The organism is Arthrobacter sp. 2MCAF15, assembly GCF_052115605.1.
Classification (GTDB): domain Bacteria; phylum Actinomycetota; class Actinomycetes; order Actinomycetales; family Micrococcaceae; genus Arthrobacter.
Map to the genome: position 1 here is coordinate 101,293 of NZ_JBFRGZ010000014.1, position 23,041 is coordinate 124,333.

Sequence of the window (23,041 nt, forward strand, 5' to 3'; positions counted from 1 at the left end):
CCTAACCCACGCGCTCTTTGCGGCCCAGAATGCCCTGAGGGCGGAACAAGAGGACAACAATCATGATGAACAACGCTCCCACGTATTTGAGGTCGGCTGCGAGGCCGAACACGGTGGTCAGCTCAACGAAGATGCCGACGATGATTGAACCGACTAGGGCGCCCCAGACCGTGCCGAGGCCGCCGAGGGTGACGCTGGCGAAGATGAGCAGCAGGATCTGCGAGCCCATGTCGAAGGTAACGCCGGGACGGTAGTAGGCCCAGAGGATGCCGCCGAGGGCGGCGAGCATGCCGCCGACCACCCAAACGATCCGGATGACGGAGTCGACGTCGATGCCGGAGGCCGCGGCCAACGCCGGGTTGTCGGCCACCGCACGGGTGGCCTTGCCGAGGCGGGTCTTGAGCAGGACGACGCCGAGGGCGGCGATCACGACGGCGCTGACGAGGAGGGACAAGAGGTTGTTGGGGGAAATGGAGATCGGGCCGATCAGAATTTCCACGCTCTGGGCGAACGGCAGTTGCTGGGTGGCGCCGCCGAAATAGAACTGGATGATGTAGCGCACGGACAGGGCGAGGCCGATGCTGACGATCATCATCGGAACAAGCCCGGTTCCGCGGCGCCGCAGCGGCTTCCACAGGCCCGCGTCCTGGACGTAGCCGAACACGCCGCCGCCGATGACGGCCAGGATGACGGCCAACCAGAACGGCAGGTGCATCTGGTTGAAGGCGAACACCAGGACCGCGCCCAACGTGACCATCTCACCGTGGGCGAAGTTCGTCAGGCCGGTGGTGCCGAAGATCAGGGACAGGCCCACGGACGCGAGGGCGAGCAGCAGGCCGAAGCTCAGGCCGGCCACTAGCCGGTTGAGCAGGTTCTGCCCGAAGTTCTCCTCTGCCACGACGATTCCCTTGCCAAAGGTGAAGATCACCGAGAGGTTTGAGGTCTGGCTGAAGGTAACTTTGCGGGGGTTCTCCTGGCCCTCGGCCAGCTTGATGCCCTTCGGAAGCGTGGACTCGTCGAGTTTGACCTCGTAGGTCCCCTGGGTGGGGACACCGATGGTCCAGGCGCCGTTGGGTCCCGATTTGGTGGTTCCGGTGAAATCGCCGCTCGTTGCGGTGACGGTTACCCCGGGGATCGGTGCGCGGTCGTCGCCGCGCAGGAAGCCGCTGATGCTGTTGGTGAACTGGGTCGCCGACGGGGATGGTGTCGGCGACGGGGTCGCGGCGCTGGACGCCGGGGCAACGATGAGCAGTAGCGCAGCCATGGCGGCAAATATTGCCCCCACAGACCTCAGTAGTCTGCCACGCCGTCTCTGCGACAGGCCGCTCGTTGTGCTTCTCAAATTGAAAACCTCCACATGGGGGTGCTGTGGGTTGCGCCTTTGCAACCGTTGCGAACGGTCAGGGGACGAGGGCCTTGCAGTGCGATCATTTGTTGTGATGTCCGTCACCCTGTGTGGCCTATGCTACAGCCCGGGCGGGCCAAAGAATGCCGCTGCGAGCAGGCAGAACGTCGCGATCGGGTAACAACCGTGTAGTGGCGGCAGCACCTCGATGTAGTCCAGCTAAAGAAAACTTTTGTTGATTCAGAGTATGCCTAAACAGTGCCCGATCGGGCCCCCGTTTCGAGTGGCCGGCCAGGGGCTCGCACCGCCTTCCAGACGTGTCCGGCACGGTGTGCGGGGCCGGTGTCTTCAAGCTTTTTCCAAGTACCCCGGCGTTATGGTGCGAAGAGCGCCAGCCCCGGAACTCCAAAACCCGGGCCGGCGCCCTTGGCAGGGGGCCGATCGTGGAGGGCCGACTGATGAACCGGGCGGTGAAGCTGTGCCTCGCGGGATCGCTTGTGCTGGCGATCCTGGGTCTCCCGGCGCTAAGTCTCGGCCCCGAGACCGCCGGTGCGCAGGCCTGCGTCCCCTCGACGTCGCCGGTCACGGATCCCTACCCGGGGATCATGGCCGCAGCCTCCAACTTCGAGACGGGCACCCTGGACGGGTTCGGCGTCTCCACCTCGGGGACGGGGAATGCCTCGGCGTCCCCTGGTCCCTCGCACTCAGGAAACTGCGCTGCACTCCTGCATACCACCGCTGCCCCCGGCTCCCTGGCGAGGCTGACCGTGGGCCTGGCGGCCGGGGCCACCGAGGCGTATGCGGACGGCTGGTTCAACATCGCCGCTGAGGGAGTGGAGGGCAACAATGTTCCGTATTTCCGGTTCTTTTCCCGTGGCGTCCGCGTCATGGATGTGTTCCGTCAGAACATCTCCCATGAGCTGGTGCTCCGTACTTCGTCACCGGCAGGATTCGCCTACACCACGCTGAGGCAGGACGTCCCCACCGACTCCTGGCACCGGCTGGTCATGCACGTGGTCCCCAACGGTCCCGGGACCACCGTCCAGATCTGGTGGGACGGCCGTTCCGTCTTTGCGGGCACGGTGAGTATTTCCGCCGCCACGGTCGACACGCTCCAGCTGGGCTCCGAACACGATCAGCAAATGGGCGACATCTACATTGACGACGTCATCGTCAACAGCAGCACGGGAACGCCGGCGCCGGTTCCCGGACCGCTTCCGGTGCCGAAGGTGGACCCGTCGAAGCGGTTCGACGACTTCCGTGGCGACGGACAGGCAACCATGCTGGCAGCGGGCACCGCAGCGGTGCGCAGCGGGCGCCGCAGGCTCCGCTGACTTAGGTCACGGTTCGGTTGCGGCGGCCCGGGCGGGGAACTATCCCTCCCTGTCGGCCGTGGGAATTGGTAGCGTGACTATATAGAACCCCTTTCTATAGTCCGCTTCGCACCGGTTCATCACCCACCCCTAAATCTTGGAGGACACCCGCAATGGCAACTGGCGGAAACCCGATCTTCAGCGGAAAGAATTTCCGCGAAGCCACCCAGGCCCCGCCTGCCCCGCAGGCCCCGTACGGACAGAACTACGGCCAGAACGCCTACGGCCAGGCCGCGGGTGCCCAGGGCGCGTGGAGCTCCGCGCAGCAGGGCATGACCCAGGACCAGCTCCAGGACCTCTACAACCGCCCGGCGGCCGGTCCGGCTGACATCGGCCGGATGACTTACGACGACGTCATCGTCAAGACTGCCGGGTGCCTCGGCATCCTGGTTGTCGGCGCCGCTGTTGCGCTCGCCGTCCCGCAGGGCACCGGATCCCTGCTGATGATCCTCGGCGCCCTCGGCGGCTTCGCCCTCGCCATGGTCAACACCTTCAAGAAGCAGCCCTCGCCCGGACTGATCCTGGCCTACGCCCTGCTCGAAGGGTTCTTCCTCGGCGGCCTGACCCGCATCCTCGACAACCTGTACCCGGGCGTCGGCATCCAGGCCGTCGTCGGGACACTGTCCGTCTTCGCCGTGACGCTGGTGCTGTTCAAGAGCGGCAAGGTCCGGGCCACGCCCAAACTCATGCGGTTCTTCATGATCGCCCTGATCGGCTATGCGGTGTTCGCGCTCGTCAACATGTTCATGATGATGACCGGGGCAGTGACCACCCCGTTCGGCCTGAGCACCAGCATGACGATCATGGGTATCCCGCTCGGCGTCTTCATCGGCATCCTGGCGATCGGCCTGGCCGCTTTCTCCCTGATCATGGACTTCACCAGCATCGAGGCTGCCATCAATGCCGGTGCCCCGCAGCGCTTCTCCTGGACCGCCGCCTTCGGCCTGACGGTCACACTGGTCTGGCTCTACGTCGAAATCATCCGGCTGCTGGCCATCCTCCGCGGCGACGACTGACCGCCGTCGTTCTCAAACGCCTGTAAACAGCGAGGAGCCCCGCCAAATGGCGGGGCTCCTCGCGTTTGCAGCAGCTGCTGCCCGAGACACGCATTCTAAATGCACGCCTCCAGCGGCAACTCGATCAGCCGAGCCGCTCCAGCACCACCGCCATGCCCTGGCCGCCGCCGACGCACAGCGTCGCCAGGCCCAGGGAGGCGTCCCGGGCGCGGAGCCCGTTGAGCAATGTGGTGGTCATGCGTGCGCCGGTCATGCCGAAGGGGTGGCCGAGGGCGATGGCGCCGCCGTGGATGTTGAGCTTCTCCGGATCGATGCCGAGCTCCCGGGCACTGGCCACCACCTGGACCGCGAACGCCTCGTTGAGTTCGACGAGGTCGATGTCCCGGATACTCAGCCCGGCGAGCGTGAGTGCCCGGCGGGTCGCTTCCACCGGGCCCATGCCCATCAACTCCGGGGACAGGGCGCTGACCCCGGTGGAAATGATCCGGGCCAGGGGCTCCAGGCCCAGCTCGTGGGCCCGGACGTCGCTCATGACCACGACGGCGGCGGCCCCGTCATTGAGCGGACACGCGTTCCCGGCTGTCACGGTGCCGCCGCTGCGGAAGACCGGCTGCAGGGCACCGACGGCTTCGGCTGTCACGCCGGGCCGCGGTGAATCGTCGCGGTCCACCACGGAACCGTCGGCGCGGGTGTAGGGCGTGATTTCGCGGGCGTAGAACCCGGAGGCGATGGCCGCCTCGGCCCGGTTCTGGCTGAGCACGGCCCAGGCGTCCTGCTCGGCGCGGCTGATGCCGTAGCTCGTGGCGACGTTCTCCGCCGTCTGGCCCATGGCGATGTAGACGTCGGGCATCCGGCCGCCCAGGCGAGGGTCGGTCCACGGCGTGTTGGAGGCGGCCCGGGCCTCGGTGCGCTTCCGGGCGGCCTCGAACCGCGGATTGTGGGTGCTGGCGTCCGTCTCGCCCGCCCCGGCCCAGTCCCGGTAGCGGGAGACTGCCTCCACGCCGGCGGAGACGAACGCGTGCCCTTCGCCGGCCTTGATGGCGTGGAAGGCCATCCGGAGCGTCTGCAGGCTGGAGGCGCAGAACCGGTTGATGGTGGCGGCAGGAACGTCGTCCAGCCCGGCCAGGATGYTGACCACGCGGGCCATGTTGGAGCCGGCCTCGCCGCTGGGCTCGGCGCACCCCAGATAGATGTCGTCCAGGCCGCGGCCCGGCCCGGCGGCGGCGTCGAACGCCGGGATCCTGGCGAGGGCCGCCGTGACCATGGCGGCGGCCAGATCGTCCGGCCGCTCGTCCTTCAACGACCCCTTGAACGCTCGCCCGATCGGGCTTCTGGCGGTGGAAACGATGACGGCTTCTGGCATGCGCCCAGACTACGCCCCGGCTATACCAGCCGCATTGCCCCTGCGGCGGGGCTGACGCTGAAGATCTCCGGCGCCGCGTACCCGGCCCGGGCAAAGGCCTGTTCGACGGCGGAACACACCTGCCGGGCCGAGGCCGCCGGGGTGAGCGCGATGGCTGAGCCGCCGAAGCCGCCGCCGGTCATGCGGGCGCCGATCGCACCCGCGCCGCGGGCCGTGTCGACGGCGAGGTCCAGTTCGGCGCAGGAGATCTCGAAGTCATCCCGCATGGAGGCGTGGGAAGCGTCCAGCAGGGGGCCGATGGCGGCCGGGCCCAGGGTGTCCAGCAGCTCCACCGTCTGCAGCACGCGGTCGTTCTCGGTGACCACGTGGCGGGCGCGGCGGAACGTCTCCGGGTCCAGGAGCCCGCTGGCCTCCTCAAGGTCCTCCAACCCGATGTCGCGCAGGGCCGCCACGCCGAGCACCTCGGCGGCGAGCTCACACGATTCCCGCCGGGCAGCGTACCCGCCGTCGGCGTGCGAATGCGACACCCGGGTGTCGATGACCAGCAACACCAGCCCCGCGGCGTCGGCGTCGAACGGCACCAGCCGGACGCTCTGGTCCCGGCAGTCCAGGAAAACGGCATGCCCGGCCGTAGCCCGGAGCGAGGCGGACTGGTCCATGATGCCGGTGGGCGCGCCGACGAAGTCGTTCTCCGCGCGCTGCGTGGCCAGGACCATGTCCTGCGCGGAGAGGCCGGCGGCCATGAGCTCGTTCAATGCGGAAATCACGGCGCATTCGATGGCGTGGGAGGAAGACAGGCCGGCGCCGCGGGGAACATCGGAATCCAGGAGCAGGTCCACTCCGGGAACCGGGAGGCCCAGCTGTTGCAGGGCCCAGATGACCCCCAGCGGGTACTTTGTCCAGCCCCGGGCGCTGGCGCGGGCCAGGGAGCCGGTGTCCGCGGTGGTCAGCCCCTGGTTCCCGAACGTGGAGAGCATGCGCACGGTGGAATCCGGCCGGACCCTGACCGCCACCCGGGCTGAGCGGTCGATTGCGAACGGCAGCACGAAGCCCTCGTTGTAGTCCGTGTGCTCGCCAATGAGGTTGACGCGTCCCGGTGCCCGCCACACGCCGTCGGGCCGGGCGCCGAAGACCGACTCAAACCGGGCGGCGAGCCCGCTGCTGTCCAGGGACGGATTCATGGCCTGGCTCCTGCGCTGCTGGAAGTCATGGAACCAAGGTATACGGGTTGCCGGGCTCCTCTGTACGGTGGTCACCATGGACTTCTCAGTGACACCTCCGGCAGCCGGCCCCGACGACGGCGTGAATGAAACCATGCGGCGGTATGCGTCCGGGCGGCAGTACGAAATCCGGCGCGGCGACGCCCTGGCCGTCGTGACCGAACTCGCCGCCGGCCTGCGGCTCTACAGCCGCGGCGGCACGGCCCTGACGGAGACCTACGGCGACGCCGACATTTCCGCCGGTGCCACCGGGATCACCCTGGCACCGTGGGCCAACCGCGTGGAGGACGGTGTCTGGTACCTCAACGGCAAGAAGATGCAGCTGGACATCACCGAGGTCTCCCGCAACAACGCCAGCCACGGGCTGCTGCGGAACTCCTCCTACGAACTCGTGGACGAGGACCAGTTCTCCGTCACCTTGGAAGCGGCCGTTTTCCCGCAGCACGGCTACCCGTTCCTGCTGCGGCACCGGGTCCGCTACGAACTGGCGGAGGACCTGGGGCTGGTGGTGCGCCAAACCCTTATCAACGACTCCCAGGACCCTGCCCCCTTCGTGCTCGGCGCCCACCCGTACCTGCGGCTGGGCGATGTGCCCAGCGAGGAACTCACGGTGAGCGTGGACGCCCGGACCCGGCTGGTTGCCGATGACCGCCTCATCCCGCGGAGCACCGAGCCGGTGGGCGGCGAGTTTGACCTGCGCGGCGGCCGGCTGGTGGGGACCCTGGACCTTGATTCGGCCTACACGGACCTGGCCTTCGACGGCGGCATCGCCCGGCACACGCTGCGCTCACCGGACGGGCGGACGGTGAGCCTGTGGCAGGACGAGGGTTGCGGCTACGTCCATGTTTTCGTGACGACGGAATTTCCGGGCCGGTCGAAGGCGGTCGCGATCGAGCCGATGACCGGGCCCGCCAACGCCTTCAACAGCGGCGAGGGACTGCGCTGGCTCGCGCCGGGGGAGCAGTTCTCCATGACCTGGGGCATCTCCGCCTCGCTGACGGCCACCGCGGGCTGACGCCGACGGCTGAGCCCGCGGTCCGACGCTGGAGGCCGACCTGGTGGCTGGCGGCCCGCGGCTGGTTGCTGGTTGCTGGTTTCCTATTAACCGCCCGCTGCGGAATTATGGGGCTATGACGCCAGCTGAGGACGCCGCACCCGCCACAAGCCCCTCCTATTCCGTGGCGGGGACCGGTGCACGTGCCGCGGGCCGGGTAAAGACGGACAGCGAGATTGACCAGGACATTCCCTACGGCGTGCGGATCGCCGCCGCCTGGGCGTGGCGCGCCGGACTCATCCTACTTGTGGCCGGCGGCCTGGTCTGGCTGCTCAGCCACGTCAGCTTCCTCATCATCCCGGTCATGGTGGCCGCGCTCCTCTCCGGACTGCTCAGCCCCGCCGTGCGCTGGATGGCCAACCGCAGAGTGCCCAAGGGGCTCGCCGTCGCCATCACCGTTCTCGGCTTCATCGGCATCATCGTCGGTGCCCTGACCCTGGTCGGGCGCCAGCTCACGCAGGGCTTCGGCGAGCTGTGGTCCCAGGCGCTCGAGGGCGTGCAGCAGGTCCAGACCTGGCTGTCGGAAGGCCCTCTCCACCTGACCGCCGCACAGATCGACAAGTACGTCCAGGACGCCACCGCCGCGCTGCAGAACAACAGCAGCAGCATCCTCAGCGGGGCCCTGACGTTCGGGAGCACCGCAGGGCACTTCGCGGCCGGCCTGGTCCTGGCGCTGTTCGTGCTGATCTTCTTCCTGCTCGAGGGGGACAGGATCTGGGCCTTCCTCGTCAGGCTCATGCCCCGGAAGGCGCGCCGGGCCACGGACGGCGCCGGCCGGCGCGGCTGGGCCTCCATGGTCAGCTACGCGCGCATCCAAATGTTCGTCGCGTTCGTGGACGCCGTGGGAATCGGCGTCGGCGCCGCCATCATTGGCGTGCCGCTCGCGCTGCCGCTGGGCGTGCTGGTCTTCCTGGGTTCCTTCATCCCGGTGGTCGGTGCGCTGGTCACGGGCGCCATCGCGGTGCTGCTGGCCCTGGTCGCCAACGGGCCCGTCAACGCCCTGATCATGCTGGCGATCGTGCTCGGCGTCCAGCAGCTCGAAAGCCACATCCTGCAGCCGCTCGTCATGGGCAAGGCCGTGTCCCTCCATCCGGTGGCCGTAATCCTGTCCGTCGCGGCGGGCTCCTACCTCGCCGGGATCCCCGGCGCACTGTTCTCCGTGCCGATCCTCGCCGTAGCAAACTCGTCGATTCGCTACATTGCCGGCAGAACGTGGGAACATGAGGAAGTGCTGGCAACCGCGGGACCAGAGGGCAGCCCTGCCCTCGAACCCGGCGCCGACACCACCTTCACAGACGTCCACCTGCCGGGCGGAACCCCCGGCCGCGAGGGCGCCGCACCCACCAGCGGTGCTCCGGGCAGCGATGCCGGACGGGGCACCGACGCCTGATCCGAAGAAGGAGAACAGTTCGTGAATACCCTTGAGAGCCTGCCCGTCACGCTGGACGCTGTCCTGGAGGCGCAGAAGCTGCTCGACGGGATTATTACGCGGACGCCCGTGGAATCCTCGCGGGCCCTCGGCAGCACGGTGGGCGGCGAGGTCTTCCTCAAATGCGAAAACCTGCAGCGCGCCGGCTCCTTCAAGGTCCGCGGCGCCTACGTCCGGATGGCCAAGCTGTCCGACGCCGAAAAGAAGCGCGGCGTGGTGGCGGCCTCCGCAGGAAACCACGCCCAGGGCGTGGCCGTCGCAGCCAAGAGCCTCGGCATCAAGGCCCGGATCTACATGCCGCTCGGCGTCGCCCTGCCCAAGCTTGCGGCCACCCGCAGCCACGGCGCCGAGGTGGTGCTGCACGGCCACAACGTCGACGAGGCGCTGGCCGAAGCGAAGCGGTACGCCGACGAAAGCGGCGCCGTCTTTGTCCACCCCTTCGACGACGTCGACGTCGTCGCCGGCCAGGGGACAGTGGGGCTGGAAATCCTGGAGCAGGTCCCCGACGTCGACACCATCCTCATGGGCGTCGGCGGCGGCGGCCTCCTGGCAGGCGTTGCCGTGGCCGTGAAGGCGCGCGCCAAGGAACTGGGCCGTAACATCCGCATCATCGGCGTCCAGGCCGAGAACGCTGCCGCCTACCCGCCCTCGCTCGCCGCGGACGCCCTCGTCCCGCTGAAAAAGGTGTCCACCATGGCGGACGGCATCGCCGTCGGCCGGCCCGGCCAGCTGCCGTTCAGCATCATCCGCGAACTGGTCGACGACGTCGTCACCGTCAGCGAAGACGCCCTGGCCAGGGCGCTGATCTTCCTGCTGGAGCGCGCCAAGATGGTGGTGGAACCGGCCGGAGCCGTCGGCGTCGCCGCGCTCATGGAAGGCAAGATCGAGAACCCCGGAACCGTGGCAGTGGTCCTCTCCGGCGGCAACATCGACCCCATGCTGATGCTCAAGGTGATCCAGCGCGGCCTCTCAGCCGCCGGCCGCTACATGACCGTGCGGATGATGCTCGATGACCGTCCGGGCTCGCTGGCCACGATCGCCCGGATCATCGCCGAAAACGACGCCAACGTCACCGGCCTGGACCACACCCGGGTGGGCGGCTCCATCAGCATGGGCGACGTGTCCATCACCGTCAACCTGGAAACCAAGGGCCACGAGCACTGCAGCCAGGTCCTTGCGGCACTGCGCGCCGAGGGTTTCCAGCCGATCGTGGTGCACTAGGGGCCATGGTGACGGAGGCGTCCCAAGGCGAACCGCAGCCGGTGGGGGACAGCACGGCCGTACGGGCCCGCCGGGGACTGCTGGTGGTGGGTTCCTTCGTGGTGCTGCTCTACCTGATCGAGATCGTCAACACCGCCATGCTCCATTCCCTGAACCGCACCTTCGGGCTGCGGCCGCGCAGCCTGGACGGGATCCTGGACATCCTCACCTTTCCGCTGCTGCACTCCAGCCTCGCCCACCTGATGTCCAACACGCTCCCGCTGATCATCTTCGGGTTCCTGGTGTTCCTCTCCGGACGCCGGGTCTTCATCACCGCCCTGGCCGCCAGCTGGCTGGCATCCGGGCTGGTGGTGTGGCTCATCGGCGGCGCCAGCGTCACAGTCGGCGCGTCCGGACTGGTGTTCGGGCTTTTCGCGTTCCTGCTGGTCCGTGGCTTCATCAACCGGAACTGGTGGCAGATCGTACTCTCCGTGGTGCTGTTCATGGCCTACGGCGGCATCCTGTTCGGCGTTCTGCCCACCGTGGCCAGTTTCGTCTCGTGGCAGGCGCACCTGGGCGGGGCGATCGGCGGCGTCGCAGCCGCGCTGCTGCTGAGCACCCGGCGCCCGGGGGCCCTGACCTCCGGACACTGACCCCACGGGAAGGCCGGCCGACGGTCTGCCCCGCCATGCCGGCCCGCCAAGCTGCCCCGCCAAGCCGCAACGGCCAACAGGCGCAAAAACACGACGCCGGCCTCCCCGCGAAAGGGAGACCGGCGTCGTGGTTCGTGAATGCGTTCCGTGACGGAAGTGTCAGCCGGCGTACGGCTTGGCGGAGATGATCTCCACCGTGATGTCCTTACCGTTCGGGGCGGTGTAGCTGAGCTTGTCGCCCTCCTTGTGGCCAACGATTGCGGCGCCGAGGGGCGACTTCTCGCTGAAGACATCCAGGTCCGAGTCGCCGGCGATCTCGCGGGAGCCGAGCAGGAAGGTTTCCTCGTCGCCTGCGATCTTGGCCACGACGAGCATGCCGGGCTCCACAATGCCGTCGTCGGCCGGGGACTCGCCGACGTGGGCGTCCCGGAGAAGTGCGGTGAGCTGGCGGATGCGGGCCTCGATCTTGCCCTGCTCCTCCTTGGCCGCGTGGTAGCCGCCGTTTTCCTTGAGGTCGCCCTCCTGGCGCGCGGCTTCGATCTTCTGGACGATTTCTGCCCGGCCGGGGCCGGAAAGGTGGTCCAGCTCTGCCTTCAGGCGGTCAAAAGCTTCCTGGGTAAGCCAAGCCGCAGTTGCGCTGTTGGTGGTAGACACGGACTTCTCCTTTGGTGGTCATACAAGAAAAGACCCCGCCACGGTGGCCACTTTTATGACGCAGTAACCAGCTCAGCGGGGGAAAGGTATTGATCCATTGTAGTCAATCCTGTGGATAAACCAAAGAGGGCTGCGGCGTGGATCACACCGTGTTGCCGGCCGGCCGGCCGGTTCGGTGTTGGTTCGGTGTTGGTTCGCTGTTGCTTGGGCGCGGCTGCTGTCCGGTGGGTGCCGCGGGCTATTGTCCCGTGGCAGGAATCCAGCAGCTGTCCACGACGGCGGAGACCGCCTGGGATTCCGTGTGCAGCCGGGTGCGGTGGGCGGTGGTGCGTCCGCCGTCCGTGCCGGCGTCGGCCGTGTTCGGCCCGATGTCCACGACTTTCCAGCCGACAATCGCGAACTTGGAATCCATCGCCTTGACCGCGCATTTCGCGTCCGCGGCGGGATCCTTCGTGACCTGGAAGTCGATTTCCGTCAGCGTCGCGTCAGGGGTGCTGTAGCCGACGTCCTTGAAGCTGACGCTGTTGGTGGCCGCCGACGTCGACACCCAGGCCAGGAAGGCGATGCCCACGGCAAGGGCGGCGATCAGGATGTTGCGTTTGCCCTTGCGCGTCAGCGCGCGCTTTTGGCCACCGTAACGATTGGCTAGGCTGGTAGGTGCCGGCGCGGCAGGCTGATCCTCGGAAGTCACCAGTCCAGTTTAGTGTGGATCGGACCGGTAAGTTTCCGCGGCGGCTGAGCGCACAGATCACGCCGCACCCCAACAGAGCAGAACAGCAGAAAGAGGAGCCGTCCCACGATGACTGCATCCCCCAGCCCGTCAGCACCGCTTCGCCTGCTGGCGGTCCATGCTCATCCCGACGACGAATCCAGCAAGGGTGCCGCCACGATGGCGATGTACGCAGCCTCTGGAGTGGACGTCCTGGTGGCCACCTGCACCGACGGTTCCCGCGGCGACATCCAGAATCCCGCGATGGAGGCAGAGCCGCACCCCAAGCGCGACATGGCGGGGGCGCGGCGGCTCGAGATGGATGCCGCGGCCAAGGTCCTCGGGATCCGGCAGCGCTGGCTCGGATTCGTCGATTCCGGGCTGCCGGAGGGCGACCCCCTGCCGGCCCTCCCGGCCGGGTGCTTCGCCCTGCAGCCGCTGGAACGTGCGGCCGCGCCCCTGGTCCGGCTGGTCCGGGACTTCAAACCCCACGTGATCCTCAGCTATGACGAGAACGGCGGCTATCCGCACCCGGACCACATCATGGCCCACCGGGTGGCCGTCGAAGCCTTCGCGGCGGCCGGCGATCCCGCCCGGTACCAGGGCAACGGGGAACCCTGGGAGCCCAGCAAGCTCTACTACGACCGCGCGTTCAGCCCGGACCGCTTCCGTGCCCTGCACTCCGCGCTGGAGGAAGCAGGCCTGCAGTCACCGTACGCCGAGCGCCTGGCCGCCTGGCTGGAAGCCGACGCCGAGGGGCACACCCCGCCGCCGCCGACGCACCCCACCACCACCCAGATCGAGTGCGGAGACTTCTTTGAAGCCCGGGATGATGCGCTCCGCTCCCACCGCACCCAGGTGGACCCGGAGGGATTCTTCTTCGCGGTATCCGCGGCCATGCAGCGCAAGGTCTGGCCGTGGGAGGACTACTCCCTGATCGAGTCCCGGATCCCGACGGACCTGCCCGAAACGGACGTCTTTGCCGGGCTAAGATAGAGACGAAAGGGCTCTTCTATCCGGTGTAGAAAAGACGTTGCAGGACACTGCAGAATAGACACCGTAGAAAAGACACCAGTTTCCACAGAAGGTTTTCACGTGCATTCCTTGCTCATCGCCCTTGCCACAACACCGGCGCCGACCCCCACGCCGTCGCTGCGGCCGGGCCTGTCCGAGGACCAGGTCAGCCCGGGTCTGCTGGGCTTCCTGCTGACAGCCTTCATCGTGGTGTTGACCGCTCTGCTGATCGTGGACATGGTGCGGCGCATCCGCCGGGTCCGCTACCGCGCCCAGGTCGAAGCCGAGCGTGCCGACGCCGAAGACGCGGGAACCCCTGGGGCCGCGCTCCCCGCGGACGGCAGCGCATTGCCCGCAGACGGCGGGGTTTCCCGGCCGGAGGTCAACGGCGATGCGGGACCCGGAAGCCGCTGACGGCGGTTCCCCCAACAGGCTGTCCGGGGCCTCGAACGCCCTCGCGGCGGAACCCTCGGCGTACCTGCGCCAGCACGCCGGAAACCCCGTGCACTGGCAGCCGTTCGGCGACCCGGCCTTCGCCGCGGCGGCCGCCCGGGACGTGCCGGTGTTCCTCTCGATCGGCTACGCGGCCTGCCACTGGTGCCACGTCATGGCCCATGAATCCTTCGAGGACCAGGACACCGCCGACTACCTGAACGCCCACTTTGTCTCCGTCAAGGTGGACCGGGAAGAGCGCCCCGACGTCGACGCCGTCTACATGGCCGCCACCCAGGCCATCAGCGGCGAGGGCGGCTGGCCGATGTCCGTCTTCCTCCTGCCCGACGGCCGCGCCTTCCACGCCGGCACCTACTTCCCGCCCYGGCCCATGCCCGGCCGTCCGTCCTTCCGCCAGGTCCTTGAGGCCGTGAGCGAGGCCTGGGCCGAACGCCGCGGCGGCGTCGAAGCCAACGCCGCCACCCTGGCGCGCGGCATCGCTGCGTCCCAGCCGGCCGCCGCCGTCCGCCTCGACGGGCCGCCCGAACCCCTGGACGCGGCGCTCCTGGGCGAAGCCGTTGCCGCACTGTCCGGTGCCGAGGACCCGGCCCACGGCGGCTTCGGCGGCGCGCCGAAGTTCCCGCCCTCGGCCGTGCTCGAGTTCCTGATCCGGCACGCGGCGGCCGGACGGCCGGCTCCCAGCGCCCCGGACACTCTCGACACCCTGGCACCGGACGCCGAAGCCGACACCGCCGCCGACACCCCCGCCGCGGCCCGGGACATGGCGGGCCGCGCCCTCGCGGCAATGTCCCGCTCGGCGTTGTTCGACCAGCTCGATGGCGGCTTCGCCCGCTATTCGGTGACCGGTGACTGGTCCGTTCCGCACTTCGAGAAAATGCTCTACGACAACGCCCAGCTGCTGCGCGCCTATGTCCACTGGGTCCGGCTGGGCGGCACCCGGGAATATCCGGCGGACGAGGCCGCAGTGACCGCCGGGCGCACCGCCGACTGGCTCCTGGCCCGGCTCGGGGTGAGGGCGAATCCGGCGACAGGCCGGTCGACAGACCCCGCCGCAGACGTGGAAGTCGTGGCCCTGGCGTCGTCCCTGGACGCGGATACGGTGGTGGACGGCGTGCACGCGGAGGGGGCCACCTACCTGTGGACCCCGGCCGGGCTGGAGGCGCTCCTGGGCCCGGCGGACGGCGCCGCCGTGGCGGACCTCATGAACGTCCGCACGCCCGGGAGCGTGGAGGCCGGCGGTTCGCCGCTGCATCCGGGCCGGGAGATCACCGGCGAAGACGCCGCCCTGTGGCAGCGGGTGCGTCCGCTGCTGGAGCAGGCGCGCAGCGGGCGGGCCCAGCCGGGCCGGGATGACAAAGTGGTGGCCGGCTGGAACGGGCTGGCCGTCGCGGCGCTCGCCGACGCCGGGGCCGTCCTGGCGCGGCCGGAGCTCGTGGACGCCGCGGAACGGATCGCGGCCTATCTCGAGCGCGTGCACTGGCGCCCCGCGGCGGGCGGGCCCGGCCGGCTCACGCGCGTCTCCCACGACGGCGTGGCGCGCGGAATCGGCGGCCTGCTGGAGGACTACGCCCTGTCTGCCGAGGGGCTGTTCGCTCTCTACGGGGTCACCGGCCACACCCGCTGGTATGACCTGGCCGAAGCTATGCTGGACGCCGCCTGCACGCGGTTCGCGGCCGACGGAATCCTGAAGGACGCGGCGGGGGAGTCCACCCAGGTCACGGCCGCCCAGGGCGGCCGGGACGGCATGGACCCGTTCGACAGCGCCACCCCCAGCGGTGCCGCCGCGTTGGCCGGCGCCCTGGTGACCCACGCAGCGCTCTCCGGCTCGTCCGAACACCGCACCCTGGCGGCCAACATCCTCTCCCTGCTGGTGCCCGCGCTTGCGGCCCGGGCGCCCCGCGCGGCCGGCTGGCTGTTCGCGACCGCCCAGGCCGCGCTCGCCGGCCCTGTCGAGGCCGCCGTCACCGGCCCGGACACGCCAGAACGGGCCGCGCTGCACCGGGAGCTGCTGCTCTCGGCCAGCCCGGGACTCGTGGTCGCGGTCCAGGACGACGACGCCGCCCCGCAAGTGCCGCTGCTGCGTGGCCGGGGCGCGGGCCCGGACGGCGCCCCGCGGGTGTTCCTGTGCCGCGGCATGGTCTGCGACCTGCCCGCGGGTTCCGTCGAAGGAGTCCGCGAGCGGCTGGCTACGATGGCCTGATGAGAAATCAGGACGGTTTTGAGCTGGTGGTGTTCGATTGCGACGGCGTGCTGGTTGATTCCGAGGTGATCTCCATCCGGGTGGACCAGCGAGTGCTGGCCGATCTTGGCTGGGAATTGGAGCTCGACGAAATTGTGGAACGGTTTGTCGGGAAGTCCGAGGCGCACTTTGTTGCCGCCGTCGAACAGCAGCTCGGCGTGCGGCTGGCCGAGGGCTGGGACCGGGACTACGGACGCTGGTACCGGGACGCGTTTGAGCGCGAGCTCGAAGCGGTCGATGGCATCGAGGAAGCCCTGGACCGGCTGACCCTGCCGCACTGTGTCGCCTCCAGCGGCAGCCACGAAAAAATGCGCCGGACCTTGGGCAAGACCGGCCTGCTGCACCGCTTCCAAGGCCGTATCTACAGCGCCACGGAGGTCGCCAACGGCAAACCCGCACCCGACCTGTTCCTTCACGCCGCCGCGAGCCTGGACACCGCGCCGGAGCGGTGCGCCGTCGTCGAAGACAGTGCCTACGGCGTCCAGGCCGCCCGGGCCGCCGGAATGCACGTCTTCGCCTACGCCGGAGGCGTCACGCCGGCCGAACGGTTGGCGGGCCCCGGGACCACAGTCTTCTCCGACATGCGGCAGCTGCCCGGGCTCATCGCGGCGGGACCGCCCGCCTGAGGCCAGGCTGCCCCGGCCCCCGCCGGCCCGCGCAGTCCCGCGCCGTCGGAATTTCCCCACCTTTGACGCCGGTGTCCTGTGTGTCGGACAAAGGCGCCGGTGATTCCCGCCGTCGCTGCCTCAAAGGTGGGGAGAATCCGCGGCAGGCGGGCGGGCAGGCGGGCAGGCCGGCAGGGTCAGCTCAGGACCGCGATGGCAATGGCAATGTAGTGCGCGGCGAAGGCACAGACCGTCAGGGCATGGAACAGCTCGTGGAAGCCGAAGTGCTTGTAGCTGAAGTTGGGTTTCTTCAGGGCGTAGAAGACGGCCCCGGTGATGTACAGGACGCCGCCCACGCAGATCAGCACCGCCGAGGCGGCGTTGGCCGCGAAGAACTCCGGGAGGTAGAACAGCGACCCGCAGCCCAGGGCGATGTAGATCGGCACGTAGAGCCACCGCGGGGCGTTGGTCCACAGCAGGCGGAACAGCACACCGAGGATGGCGCCTGACCAGATGACCCACAGCAGCAGTTCGGCCTGCTGCCGGTCCAGGAGGGCCCAGGCAAGCGGTGTGTAGCTTCCGGCGATCACCAGCAAGATGTTCGTGTGGTCCAGCCGCTTCAGGACCATCTTGACCCGCGGTGACCAGTTCCCGCGGTGATAGACGGCGCTGACGCCGAACAGCAGCACACCGGTGACGGCATAGACCGCGCAGGCGACCTTCAGGTCCGGCGGGGCCAGGATTACAAGCACCAGCCCGGCGGCCAGCGCCAATGGGGCCGTCACGGTGTGGATCCAGCCGCGCCATTTGGGCTTGATCATCAGCAGCTCGGCCAGCTTCACCGCGGCGTCGTCCACCGGGGTTCCCCGCTGCGCCGAAGGCTCCGGCCGCGGCTCCAAACTGTTGCTATCCATGCCGCAATAATATCTTACGCACTAGTAAGTTACTGATAGGTAACAAGAGTTCCGGGCCCGTTCACAGGCGAAGCTGCGCGCGGCAGTGGCCTCCGGCGGGTACCCTAGGATGTGCACTGAACAAGGACCTCAAGGAAGCCAGGTGAAACTCCGGATGGAAATGCCCGGGTTCCTTTACGGCTTTTATAAGCGCAAGCTGCAGCGTTCCCTCGATCCGGAACGCATCCCCCGGCACGTCGGCGTCATGGTCGACGGCAACCGGCGCTGGGCCCGCCAGTTCAACGCCCCCACCAGCCAGGGACACCAGGCCGGTGCGGACAAGATCCACGAATTCCTCGGCTGGTGCCAGGAACTCGGCGTCAAGGTAGTCACCTTGTACATGCTCTCCACGGACAACATGAACCGCTCCGGTGAGGAACTGGACCTCCTGATGGGGATCATCGCGAACACCCTGGACCGGCTGGACGAGGACGCCAACATCTCGGTGCACGCCATGGGCGCCCCCGAACTGCTGCCGGACTACCTCGCCGAGCGCCTGAACAATCTCACGGCGCGCACGCCCGCGCAGGAAAAGCTGCACGTCAATGTAGCCGTCGGCTACGGCGGACGGCGGGAGATTGTCGACGCCGTCCGGGAACTGCTGCACGACGCCGTCGGCCGCGGAGCGGACATCGGCAAACTCGCCGATGACCTCACCGTGGACGACATCTCCCGGTTTCTCTACACCCGCGGCCAGCCGGACCCGGAACTCGTGATCCGGACCTCCGGAGAGCAGCGGCTGTCCGGGTTCCTCATGTGGCAAAGCGCGTACAGTGAGTTCTACTTCTGCGAGGCTTTGTGGCCGGCGTTCCGCAAGGTCGACTTCCTGCGGGCCCTGCGCGATTACGCCGGCAGGCAGCGCCGCTTCGGCGCCTGAGCCGTTCACACGGAGTTCACGAGACGGCAACAAGAATCGCCGAAAAATTATCGGACAAACCCGGCCCCGGAGACGTACGTTTATCCCATCGGCGGGCAATTCGCCGGCCGATCGGGGAGGCCAGTACATGGAGCGGATTTTCGCACCGGGTGTATGGGAGGCCGCGTCCGGCCTCCAGGCCGAGCCGCCTCACCAATAACAAATCCGGGCATTTGCCCCGGGGCTGGAGTCGATGTGGCTATTTCTGAGCAACTGCCCGACGTTATTTCCGATCAGGGAGATCAGGGACAGAAAGCTACCTCTCGCGCCAAGCGAGCCACCTCAAAGACCGGTGCGGCACGTAAAGATGCTGCGGCCGGTCTTGCTGTTTCCGGGGAAGGAACAGGGAATCGGGGCACGGCCCGCAGTTTCGTGATCGATACCTCCGTGCTGCTCTCCGATCCGCGGGCCCTCCTGCGCTTCGCCGAGCACGAAGTCATCCTGCCAATCGTCGTCATCACCGAGCTCGAAGGAAAACGCCACGACCCGGAACTGGGTTACTTTGCGCGCAAGGCCCTTCGGCTGCTGGATGACCTGCGGCTCGAGCACGGCGGCCTGGACCGCCCCATCCCGCTAGGCCCCGACGGCGGCACGCTCATGGTGGAGCTGAACCACATCTCCGCCGAGGTGCTGCCCGCGGGCTTCCGCGGGGCGGACAACGACAGCCGCATCCTGGCCGTGGCCAAGAACCTGGCCAACGAGGGCCGCGACGTCACAGTGGTGTCCAAGGACCTGCCGATGCGCGTCAAAGCCTCGGCCATGGGGCTGCTGGCCGACGAATACCGCAATGAACTCGTCAAGGACTCCGGCTGGACCGGCGTGGCCGAGCTCGACGCGGGCGAGGACCAGGTTGCGACCCTGTACGGGCACGAGCCGGTCTTCATCCCGGCCGCGGCCGAGATGCCCACGAACACCGGGCTGGTGCTGCTTTCCAGCCGGGGCTCGGCCCTGGGGCGGGTAGGGGCGGACAAGCAGGTGCGGCTCGTCAAGGGGGACCGCGACGTCTTCGGACTCCACGGACGCTCGGCCGAGCAGCGGCTGGCGATCGACCTCCTGATGGACCCGTCGGTCGGCATCGTGTCCCTGGGCGGTCGGGCCGGAACGGGCAAGTCCGCGCTGGCACTGTGCGCAGGCCTGGAGGCCGTGCTGGAGCGCCGGGAACACCGCAAGGTGATCGTGTTCCGTCCCCTCTACGCGGTGGGCGGCCAGGAGCTGGGCTACCTGCCCGGGTCCGAGGCGGAAAAGATGAACCCGTGGGCGCAGGCCGTCTTTGACACCCTGGGCGCGCTGGTCAGCCAGGAAGTCGTGGAGGAAGTGATGGACCGAGGCATGTTGGAGGTCATGCCGCTGACGCACATCCGCGGACGCTCGCTGCACGACGCCTTCGTGATCGTCGACGAGGCGCAGTCGCTGGAGAAGAATGTGCTGCTGACGGTGATGAGCAGGATCGGCCAGAACTCGAAGATTGTTCTCACACACGACGTCGCCCAGCGGGACAACCTTCGGGTTGGACGGCACGACGGCGTGGCAGCCGTCGTCGAGACCCTGAAGGGGCACCCGCTGTTCGGCCACATCACGCTCACCCGCTCGGAACGCTCACCGATCGCGGCCCTGGTGACGGAGCTGCTGGAGGGGGCGGAGATCTAGGCCCGCCCTGGTTTGGGGCCGTGGTCCGGTTACCGGACCACGGCCCTTCGCCGTTGTTGGGTGCCTTATTTGACGTGCTGTGGTTGCCGGTGCCGTGGTTGGGTTTGCCGGGACGCGGCCTTTCGCCGTCGCTTAGACACGGCGCATGGGGACCCGCTGCGGTCGCTGGGCGACCTTCGGGGTCCGATGCGCCGCGATGCGCTCCTTTGCGAAAGACCGCGTCCCGGCTTGGTGAGCCTCCCACCTTCGCGGGGTTGCGGTGTTCCGCTAAGGAGCGCATCGCCGACCAAAGCGAAGCGAAGGTCGCCCAGCGACCGCAGCGTAGCGGCGGGAGGTGTCTAAGCGACGGCGGGGCGCCGCAGCACCGCAAACCCAACCACGGCACACAGCGAAGGGGAGGTGTCTAAGCGACGGCGGGGCGCCGCAAACCCAACCACGGCACACAGCGAAGAAGCGGTGTCTATGGGCTGGCGGGGCGCCGTAGCACCGCTGCGGCGCCGTTGTTGCTATGCGTCGATGCCCAGGTACTTCGCTGTTGCTTCGTGGCCCTTTACCTGCAGATTCCAGTCGGGGCGTTTGAAGGTTGCTGGGGTGAGGCGGACGTTTTGGACCTCCTGGGCCTTGCCGCCCCAGGCGGCGCGGGTGACACCGTTGAGCTCGTAGCCGAGGGAGCGTGAGACGCCCAGGGACTGCTGGTTCCAGCTGGCCGCCTCGGATTCCGCCACTTCCGCGCCGAGCCAGTCGAAGGCATAGAGGGCGACGGCGGCCCGCATCTCCTTGCCGAGGCCGCGGCCCTGGACGCTCTGACGGAGCCAGGAGCCCGTGGTGACCGTCTTGAGGGTGGCGAAGTTCTTGGCCGCGATGTCCTGGCAGCCCACGAAGTCGTCGTTGTGCCAGATGCCGAGCAGGAGGGTCCAGTCCTCGGGGCTCATGGTGCCGCGGCACCGCCAGTACCACTGGGCCATGTTGGTTCCGAGCTCGTGGGCCGGGACTTCGGTCCAATGGTTGCTGAACGGGTTCCGGCCCGGCTCGTGCACGCCGCTCAGGGCTGCCTGAACCGCGGCGGGGATCTCCTCGTCGCGGATGGGGCGCAGCTCTAGGTGCGGCGTGGTGAGGGTCAGGCCGAAAGGGGGCCAATAGCCGACGGGTTCAGTCATCGGGGAAGCCTAACGGTGCCGGCGCCCGGATGCCAGTCACAGGCCGGCTACTCGGCGGGAACGTCCCAGCTGATGTGGCGCCGGACGTCTGTGAGGTTCATCGATTCGGCCAGGAACAGGTCATCGAGCATGTATTCATCGACGCCCAGAATCCTGAGCCAATGGCCGTAGCCGTCCTGCGCGTTGCCGCCCCCGGGCCCGTCCAGCCAGCGGCTCGCGACGCAGACGCCCGTGCCAGAGTCGATCCTCAGCAGCGTGTGTCCGGGCCTGCACAGCGGGGCCACGGGATCGGCGGGGCGGTACGAAAGGTTCGGGCTGACCGTGGTTTCCAGGGCGGGCCGGCCCTCGTGGTCAACCTCAGTGATGGGCCCAAGCTCCACAGCGTTCGAATTGGGGAACTCCAACGGAACAGGTGAGTTCCCCGCCAGCTCCACCGGGTCCAGGACGGCGGCGAAGCGGCCGTTGCCGAACGACGGCTCGCCGTAGGCTGCCTCCGGGCGGCGGCGGACCAGCCCGTCGTCGTCGTACACCGGGGTGACCAGATGCGGCGGCAGGAGCCAGGTCTTCCGCGTGGAACTGACATATTGACCGCCGCGTGAATCATTGATGCCGGTGGTGCTGCCGATCACGAGGCCGCCGGCGGTCTCCAGCCGCAGGGCACCGGGCCTGCGCAGCCACCCCCTGACGAGGTCGTCGGGAGAGGGTACGGCCGTCAGGGAGCCCGCCGAAGCCGCGAGGGGCCGGTCGAGGTATTCGAACCTCAGCGACTGCCACTTCCAGGGCGAGGACCGGCACAGGTCCCGGAAGGCCGACGCCTGGTTCCCCGGGCCGCGGGGCGCGGCCGCTCCGTTCCGGTCCCTGCTGTCCCATGCGGCCATATCCACAGTTTACGCGCGGGGACCGCCGGGCCCGACGAATATCCAGTAGCATCCGAGAGTGATCGAACGACTCGGCACCCTGGGCGCCGCCAACCCTTTGGCCTTCTGGCTCGCCCTGGCCGCGTGCGCCTATTTCGCCGTGATGGCCGTCCGGCTCAGCGTCATTGACGTCCGGCACCACCTGCTGCCGGACCGGATTGTGTTTCCTTCCTATGTGATCGCCGGAGTTCTCCTGCTGGGTGCGGCCGCCAGCCTGCTTCTTCCCGGCGGGCAGGACATGGCCGGCACGGCGGACGCCGGAGCGTTCGGAGTCCCGGGGCTGCGTGTCCTCGCCGGCGGGGCGGCACTCTGGCTCTTCTATTTCCTCCTGCACGCGGTGTATCCGCCGGGAATGGGGTTCGGCGACGTAAAGCTCGCCGGCGTCCTGGGGATGTACCTGGGGTTTCTCGGCTGGGAGCACGTTCTGGCCGGGACCCTGGCGGCGTTCGTCCTGGGCGGCCTGTGGAGTGTCGGAATGCTCGCCGCACGCCGCGGCACGCTCCAGTCGGCCATTCCCTTCGGACCGTTCATGCTGGCCGGCACGGCGGCCGCGATGCTGCTGATTCCGGCCGGTTAGGCTGACGCATGGCCACCCCGGACTTCATCCTGAGACTGCGCGAGAAGATCGGACACGAACCCCTCTGGCTGCCCGGCGTCAGGGGAGTGGTGTTCGACGACGCCGGCAGGGTCCTGCTCGGCCGGCGGGCCGACAACGGACAATGGGGCCTGATTACCGGGATCCTGGAACCGGGCGAGGACCCCGCTCCCGGGCTGCTGCGGGAGATCTTCGAAGAGACCGGCGTCGTGGCCGAGGCGCAGCGGCTGGTCTCGGTGGACGCCGTGGGTCCCACCCGCTATCCCAACGGCGACGTCTGCCACTTCCTGACATTGGTGTTCCGCTGCCGCTTTGTTTCGGGAGAGGCCCGGGTCAATGACGACGAATCCCTCGACGTCGGATGGTTCCATCCGGAGGACATCCCGGACCTTATGCCCGGGCACCTGGAGATGATCCGGCAGGCCACCGACCCCGCCGGCGAGGTCCACTACCGGCGCTGACCGGGCCCCGCCTTCTGACCGGACGCCCGCCTGCTGACCGGCGTCGACCGGCCGGGAACGCAGCAGGG

At 68.4% G+C, this 23,041-nt stretch carries 22 protein-coding genes; 14 read left to right on the forward strand and 8 right to left on the reverse strand.

Going from position 1 to position 23,041, the window contains the following annotated elements:
* Position 1: 1 nt before the first annotated feature.
* On the reverse strand, positions 2-1,264 hold the full coding sequence (locus tag AB4089_RS16100) for a branched-chain amino acid ABC transporter permease (protein WP_441410278.1): 1,263 nt from the start codon (positions 1,262-1,264) through the stop codon (positions 2-4).
* A 524-nt stretch (positions 1,265-1,788) separates the two neighbouring features.
* Between AB4089_RS16100 and AB4089_RS16105 the strand changes: the two genes are divergently transcribed.
* Both AB4089_RS16105 and AB4089_RS16110 read left to right on the forward strand, forming a co-directional pair.
* Positions 1,789-2,679 (forward strand): hypothetical protein, encoded by an 891-nt coding sequence (locus AB4089_RS16105; RefSeq protein ID WP_441410279.1) that lies wholly within the window; start codon positions 1,789-1,791, stop codon positions 2,677-2,679.
* A gap of 152 nt (positions 2,680-2,831) precedes the next feature.
* Positions 2,832-3,734 (forward strand): Bax inhibitor-1/YccA family protein, encoded by a 903-nt coding sequence (locus AB4089_RS16110; RefSeq protein WP_441410280.1) that lies wholly within the window; start codon positions 2,832-2,834, stop codon positions 3,732-3,734.
* A 124-nt stretch (positions 3,735-3,858) separates the two neighbouring features.
* On the opposite strand, the gene AB4089_RS16115 is transcribed toward AB4089_RS16110, so the two are convergent.
* Both AB4089_RS16115 and galK read right to left on the reverse strand, forming a co-directional pair.
* The gene (locus tag AB4089_RS16115; RefSeq protein WP_441410281.1) at positions 3,859-5,097 is read right to left on the reverse strand and encodes an acetyl-CoA C-acetyltransferase; all 1,239 of its coding nucleotides are present in this window, start codon (positions 5,095-5,097) and stop codon (positions 3,859-3,861) included.
* A 20-nt stretch (positions 5,098-5,117) separates the two neighbouring features.
* Positions 5,118-6,278: a galactokinase gene (galK, locus tag AB4089_RS16120; protein WP_441410282.1), complete on the reverse strand. Its 1,161-nt coding sequence runs from the start codon at positions 6,276-6,278 to the stop codon at positions 5,118-5,120.
* 76 nt (positions 6,279-6,354) lie between these two features.
* On the opposite strand from galK, the gene AB4089_RS16125 reads away from it, so the two are divergent.
* The 4 genes from AB4089_RS16125 (at position 6,355) to AB4089_RS16140 (ending at position 10,653) form a co-directional block, all read left to right on the forward strand.
* Positions 6,355-7,332: an aldose 1-epimerase family protein gene (locus tag AB4089_RS16125; RefSeq protein ID WP_441410283.1), complete on the forward strand. Its 978-nt coding sequence runs from the start codon at positions 6,355-6,357 to the stop codon at positions 7,330-7,332.
* Positions 7,333-7,447: 115 nt separating this feature from the next.
* Positions 7,448-8,761 carry an AI-2E family transporter gene (locus AB4089_RS16130; protein WP_441410284.1) on the forward strand — a complete coding sequence of 438 codons (1,314 nt, stop codon included), beginning with the start codon at positions 7,448-7,450 and terminating at the stop codon, positions 8,759-8,761.
* A gap of 21 nt (positions 8,762-8,782) precedes the next feature.
* The gene (gene ilvA / locus AB4089_RS16135) at positions 8,783-10,021 is read left to right on the forward strand and encodes a threonine ammonia-lyase (protein WP_441410285.1); all 1,239 of its coding nucleotides are present in this window, start codon (positions 8,783-8,785) and stop codon (positions 10,019-10,021) included.
* A gap of 5 nt (positions 10,022-10,026) precedes the next feature.
* Positions 10,027-10,653: a rhomboid family intramembrane serine protease gene (locus AB4089_RS16140; protein ID WP_441410286.1), complete on the forward strand. Its 627-nt coding sequence runs from the start codon at positions 10,027-10,029 to the stop codon at positions 10,651-10,653.
* 159 nt (positions 10,654-10,812) lie between these two features.
* Here the strand turns inward: AB4089_RS16140 and greA are convergent, their stop codons facing one another.
* Together greA and AB4089_RS16150 are read right to left on the reverse strand one after the other, a co-directional pair.
* Positions 10,813-11,307 (reverse strand): transcription elongation factor GreA, encoded by a 495-nt coding sequence (gene greA, locus AB4089_RS16145; protein WP_441410287.1) that lies wholly within the window; start codon positions 11,305-11,307, stop codon positions 10,813-10,815.
* Positions 11,308-11,545: 238 nt separating this feature from the next.
* Positions 11,546-11,998 (reverse strand): DUF4307 domain-containing protein, encoded by a 453-nt coding sequence (locus AB4089_RS16150; protein ID WP_441410288.1) that lies wholly within the window; start codon positions 11,996-11,998, stop codon positions 11,546-11,548.
* A gap of 108 nt (positions 11,999-12,106) precedes the next feature.
* On the opposite strand from AB4089_RS16150, the gene mca reads away from it, so the two are divergent.
* The 4 genes from mca (at position 12,107) to AB4089_RS16170 (ending at position 16,348) form a co-directional block, all read left to right on the forward strand.
* Positions 12,107-13,012 carry a mycothiol conjugate amidase Mca gene (gene mca / locus AB4089_RS16155; protein WP_441410289.1) on the forward strand — a complete coding sequence of 302 codons (906 nt, stop codon included), beginning with the start codon at positions 12,107-12,109 and terminating at the stop codon, positions 13,010-13,012.
* Between the two features lie 99 nt (positions 13,013-13,111).
* Positions 13,112-13,444 (forward strand): hypothetical protein, encoded by a 333-nt coding sequence (locus AB4089_RS16160; protein ID WP_441410290.1) that lies wholly within the window; start codon positions 13,112-13,114, stop codon positions 13,442-13,444.
* Positions 13,422-15,683, forward strand: coding sequence for a thioredoxin domain-containing protein (locus tag AB4089_RS16165; protein WP_441410291.1), 2,262 nt, complete (start codon positions 13,422-13,424; stop codon positions 15,681-15,683). Before AB4089_RS16160 ends, AB4089_RS16165 begins: the two co-directional genes overlap by 23 nt.
* Positions 15,683-16,348 carry an HAD family hydrolase gene (locus AB4089_RS16170; protein WP_441410292.1) on the forward strand — a complete coding sequence of 222 codons (666 nt, stop codon included), beginning with the start codon at positions 15,683-15,685 and terminating at the stop codon, positions 16,346-16,348. The genes AB4089_RS16165 and AB4089_RS16170 overlap by 1 nt, the downstream gene beginning before the upstream one ends.
* A 176-nt stretch (positions 16,349-16,524) precedes the next feature.
* On the opposite strand, the gene trhA is transcribed toward AB4089_RS16170, so the two are convergent.
* On the reverse strand, positions 16,525-17,241 hold the full coding sequence (gene trhA, locus AB4089_RS16175) for a PAQR family membrane homeostasis protein TrhA (protein WP_441410293.1): 717 nt from the start codon (positions 17,239-17,241) through the stop codon (positions 16,525-16,527).
* Positions 17,242-17,395: 154 nt separating this feature from the next.
* On the opposite strand from trhA, the gene AB4089_RS16180 reads away from it, so the two are divergent.
* Together AB4089_RS16180 and AB4089_RS16185 are read left to right on the forward strand one after the other, a co-directional pair.
* A complete protein-coding gene (locus AB4089_RS16180) occupies positions 17,396-18,157 on the forward strand; it encodes an isoprenyl transferase (RefSeq protein ID WP_441410340.1) in 762 nt (253 codons plus the stop codon).
* A 234-nt stretch (positions 18,158-18,391) separates the two neighbouring features.
* On the forward strand, positions 18,392-19,843 hold the full coding sequence (locus AB4089_RS16185; protein WP_441410294.1) for a PhoH family protein: 1,452 nt from the start codon (positions 18,392-18,394) through the stop codon (positions 19,841-19,843).
* A gap of 506 nt (positions 19,844-20,349) precedes the next feature.
* Here the strand turns inward: AB4089_RS16185 and AB4089_RS16190 are convergent.
* Positions 20,350-21,000, reverse strand: coding sequence for a GNAT family N-acetyltransferase (locus tag AB4089_RS16190; protein ID WP_441410295.1), 651 nt, complete (start codon positions 20,998-21,000; stop codon positions 20,350-20,352).
* Between the two features lie 47 nt (positions 21,001-21,047).
* Complete coding sequence (locus AB4089_RS16195; protein ID WP_441410296.1) at positions 21,048-21,878, reverse strand: hypothetical protein; 831 nt, start codon at positions 21,876-21,878, stop codon at positions 21,048-21,050.
* 58 nt (positions 21,879-21,936) lie between these two features.
* Here AB4089_RS16195 and AB4089_RS16200 point away from each other — a divergent pair, with 58 nt between their 5' ends.
* Entirely contained in the window at positions 21,937-22,494 is a 558-nt protein-coding gene (locus AB4089_RS16200) for a prepilin peptidase (protein WP_441410297.1), read from the forward strand.
* A gap of 8 nt (positions 22,495-22,502) precedes the next feature.
* The gene (locus AB4089_RS16205; RefSeq protein WP_441410298.1) at positions 22,503-22,973 is read left to right on the forward strand and encodes an NUDIX hydrolase; all 471 of its coding nucleotides are present in this window, start codon (positions 22,503-22,505) and stop codon (positions 22,971-22,973) included.
* Positions 22,974-23,041: the final 68 nt, after the last annotated feature.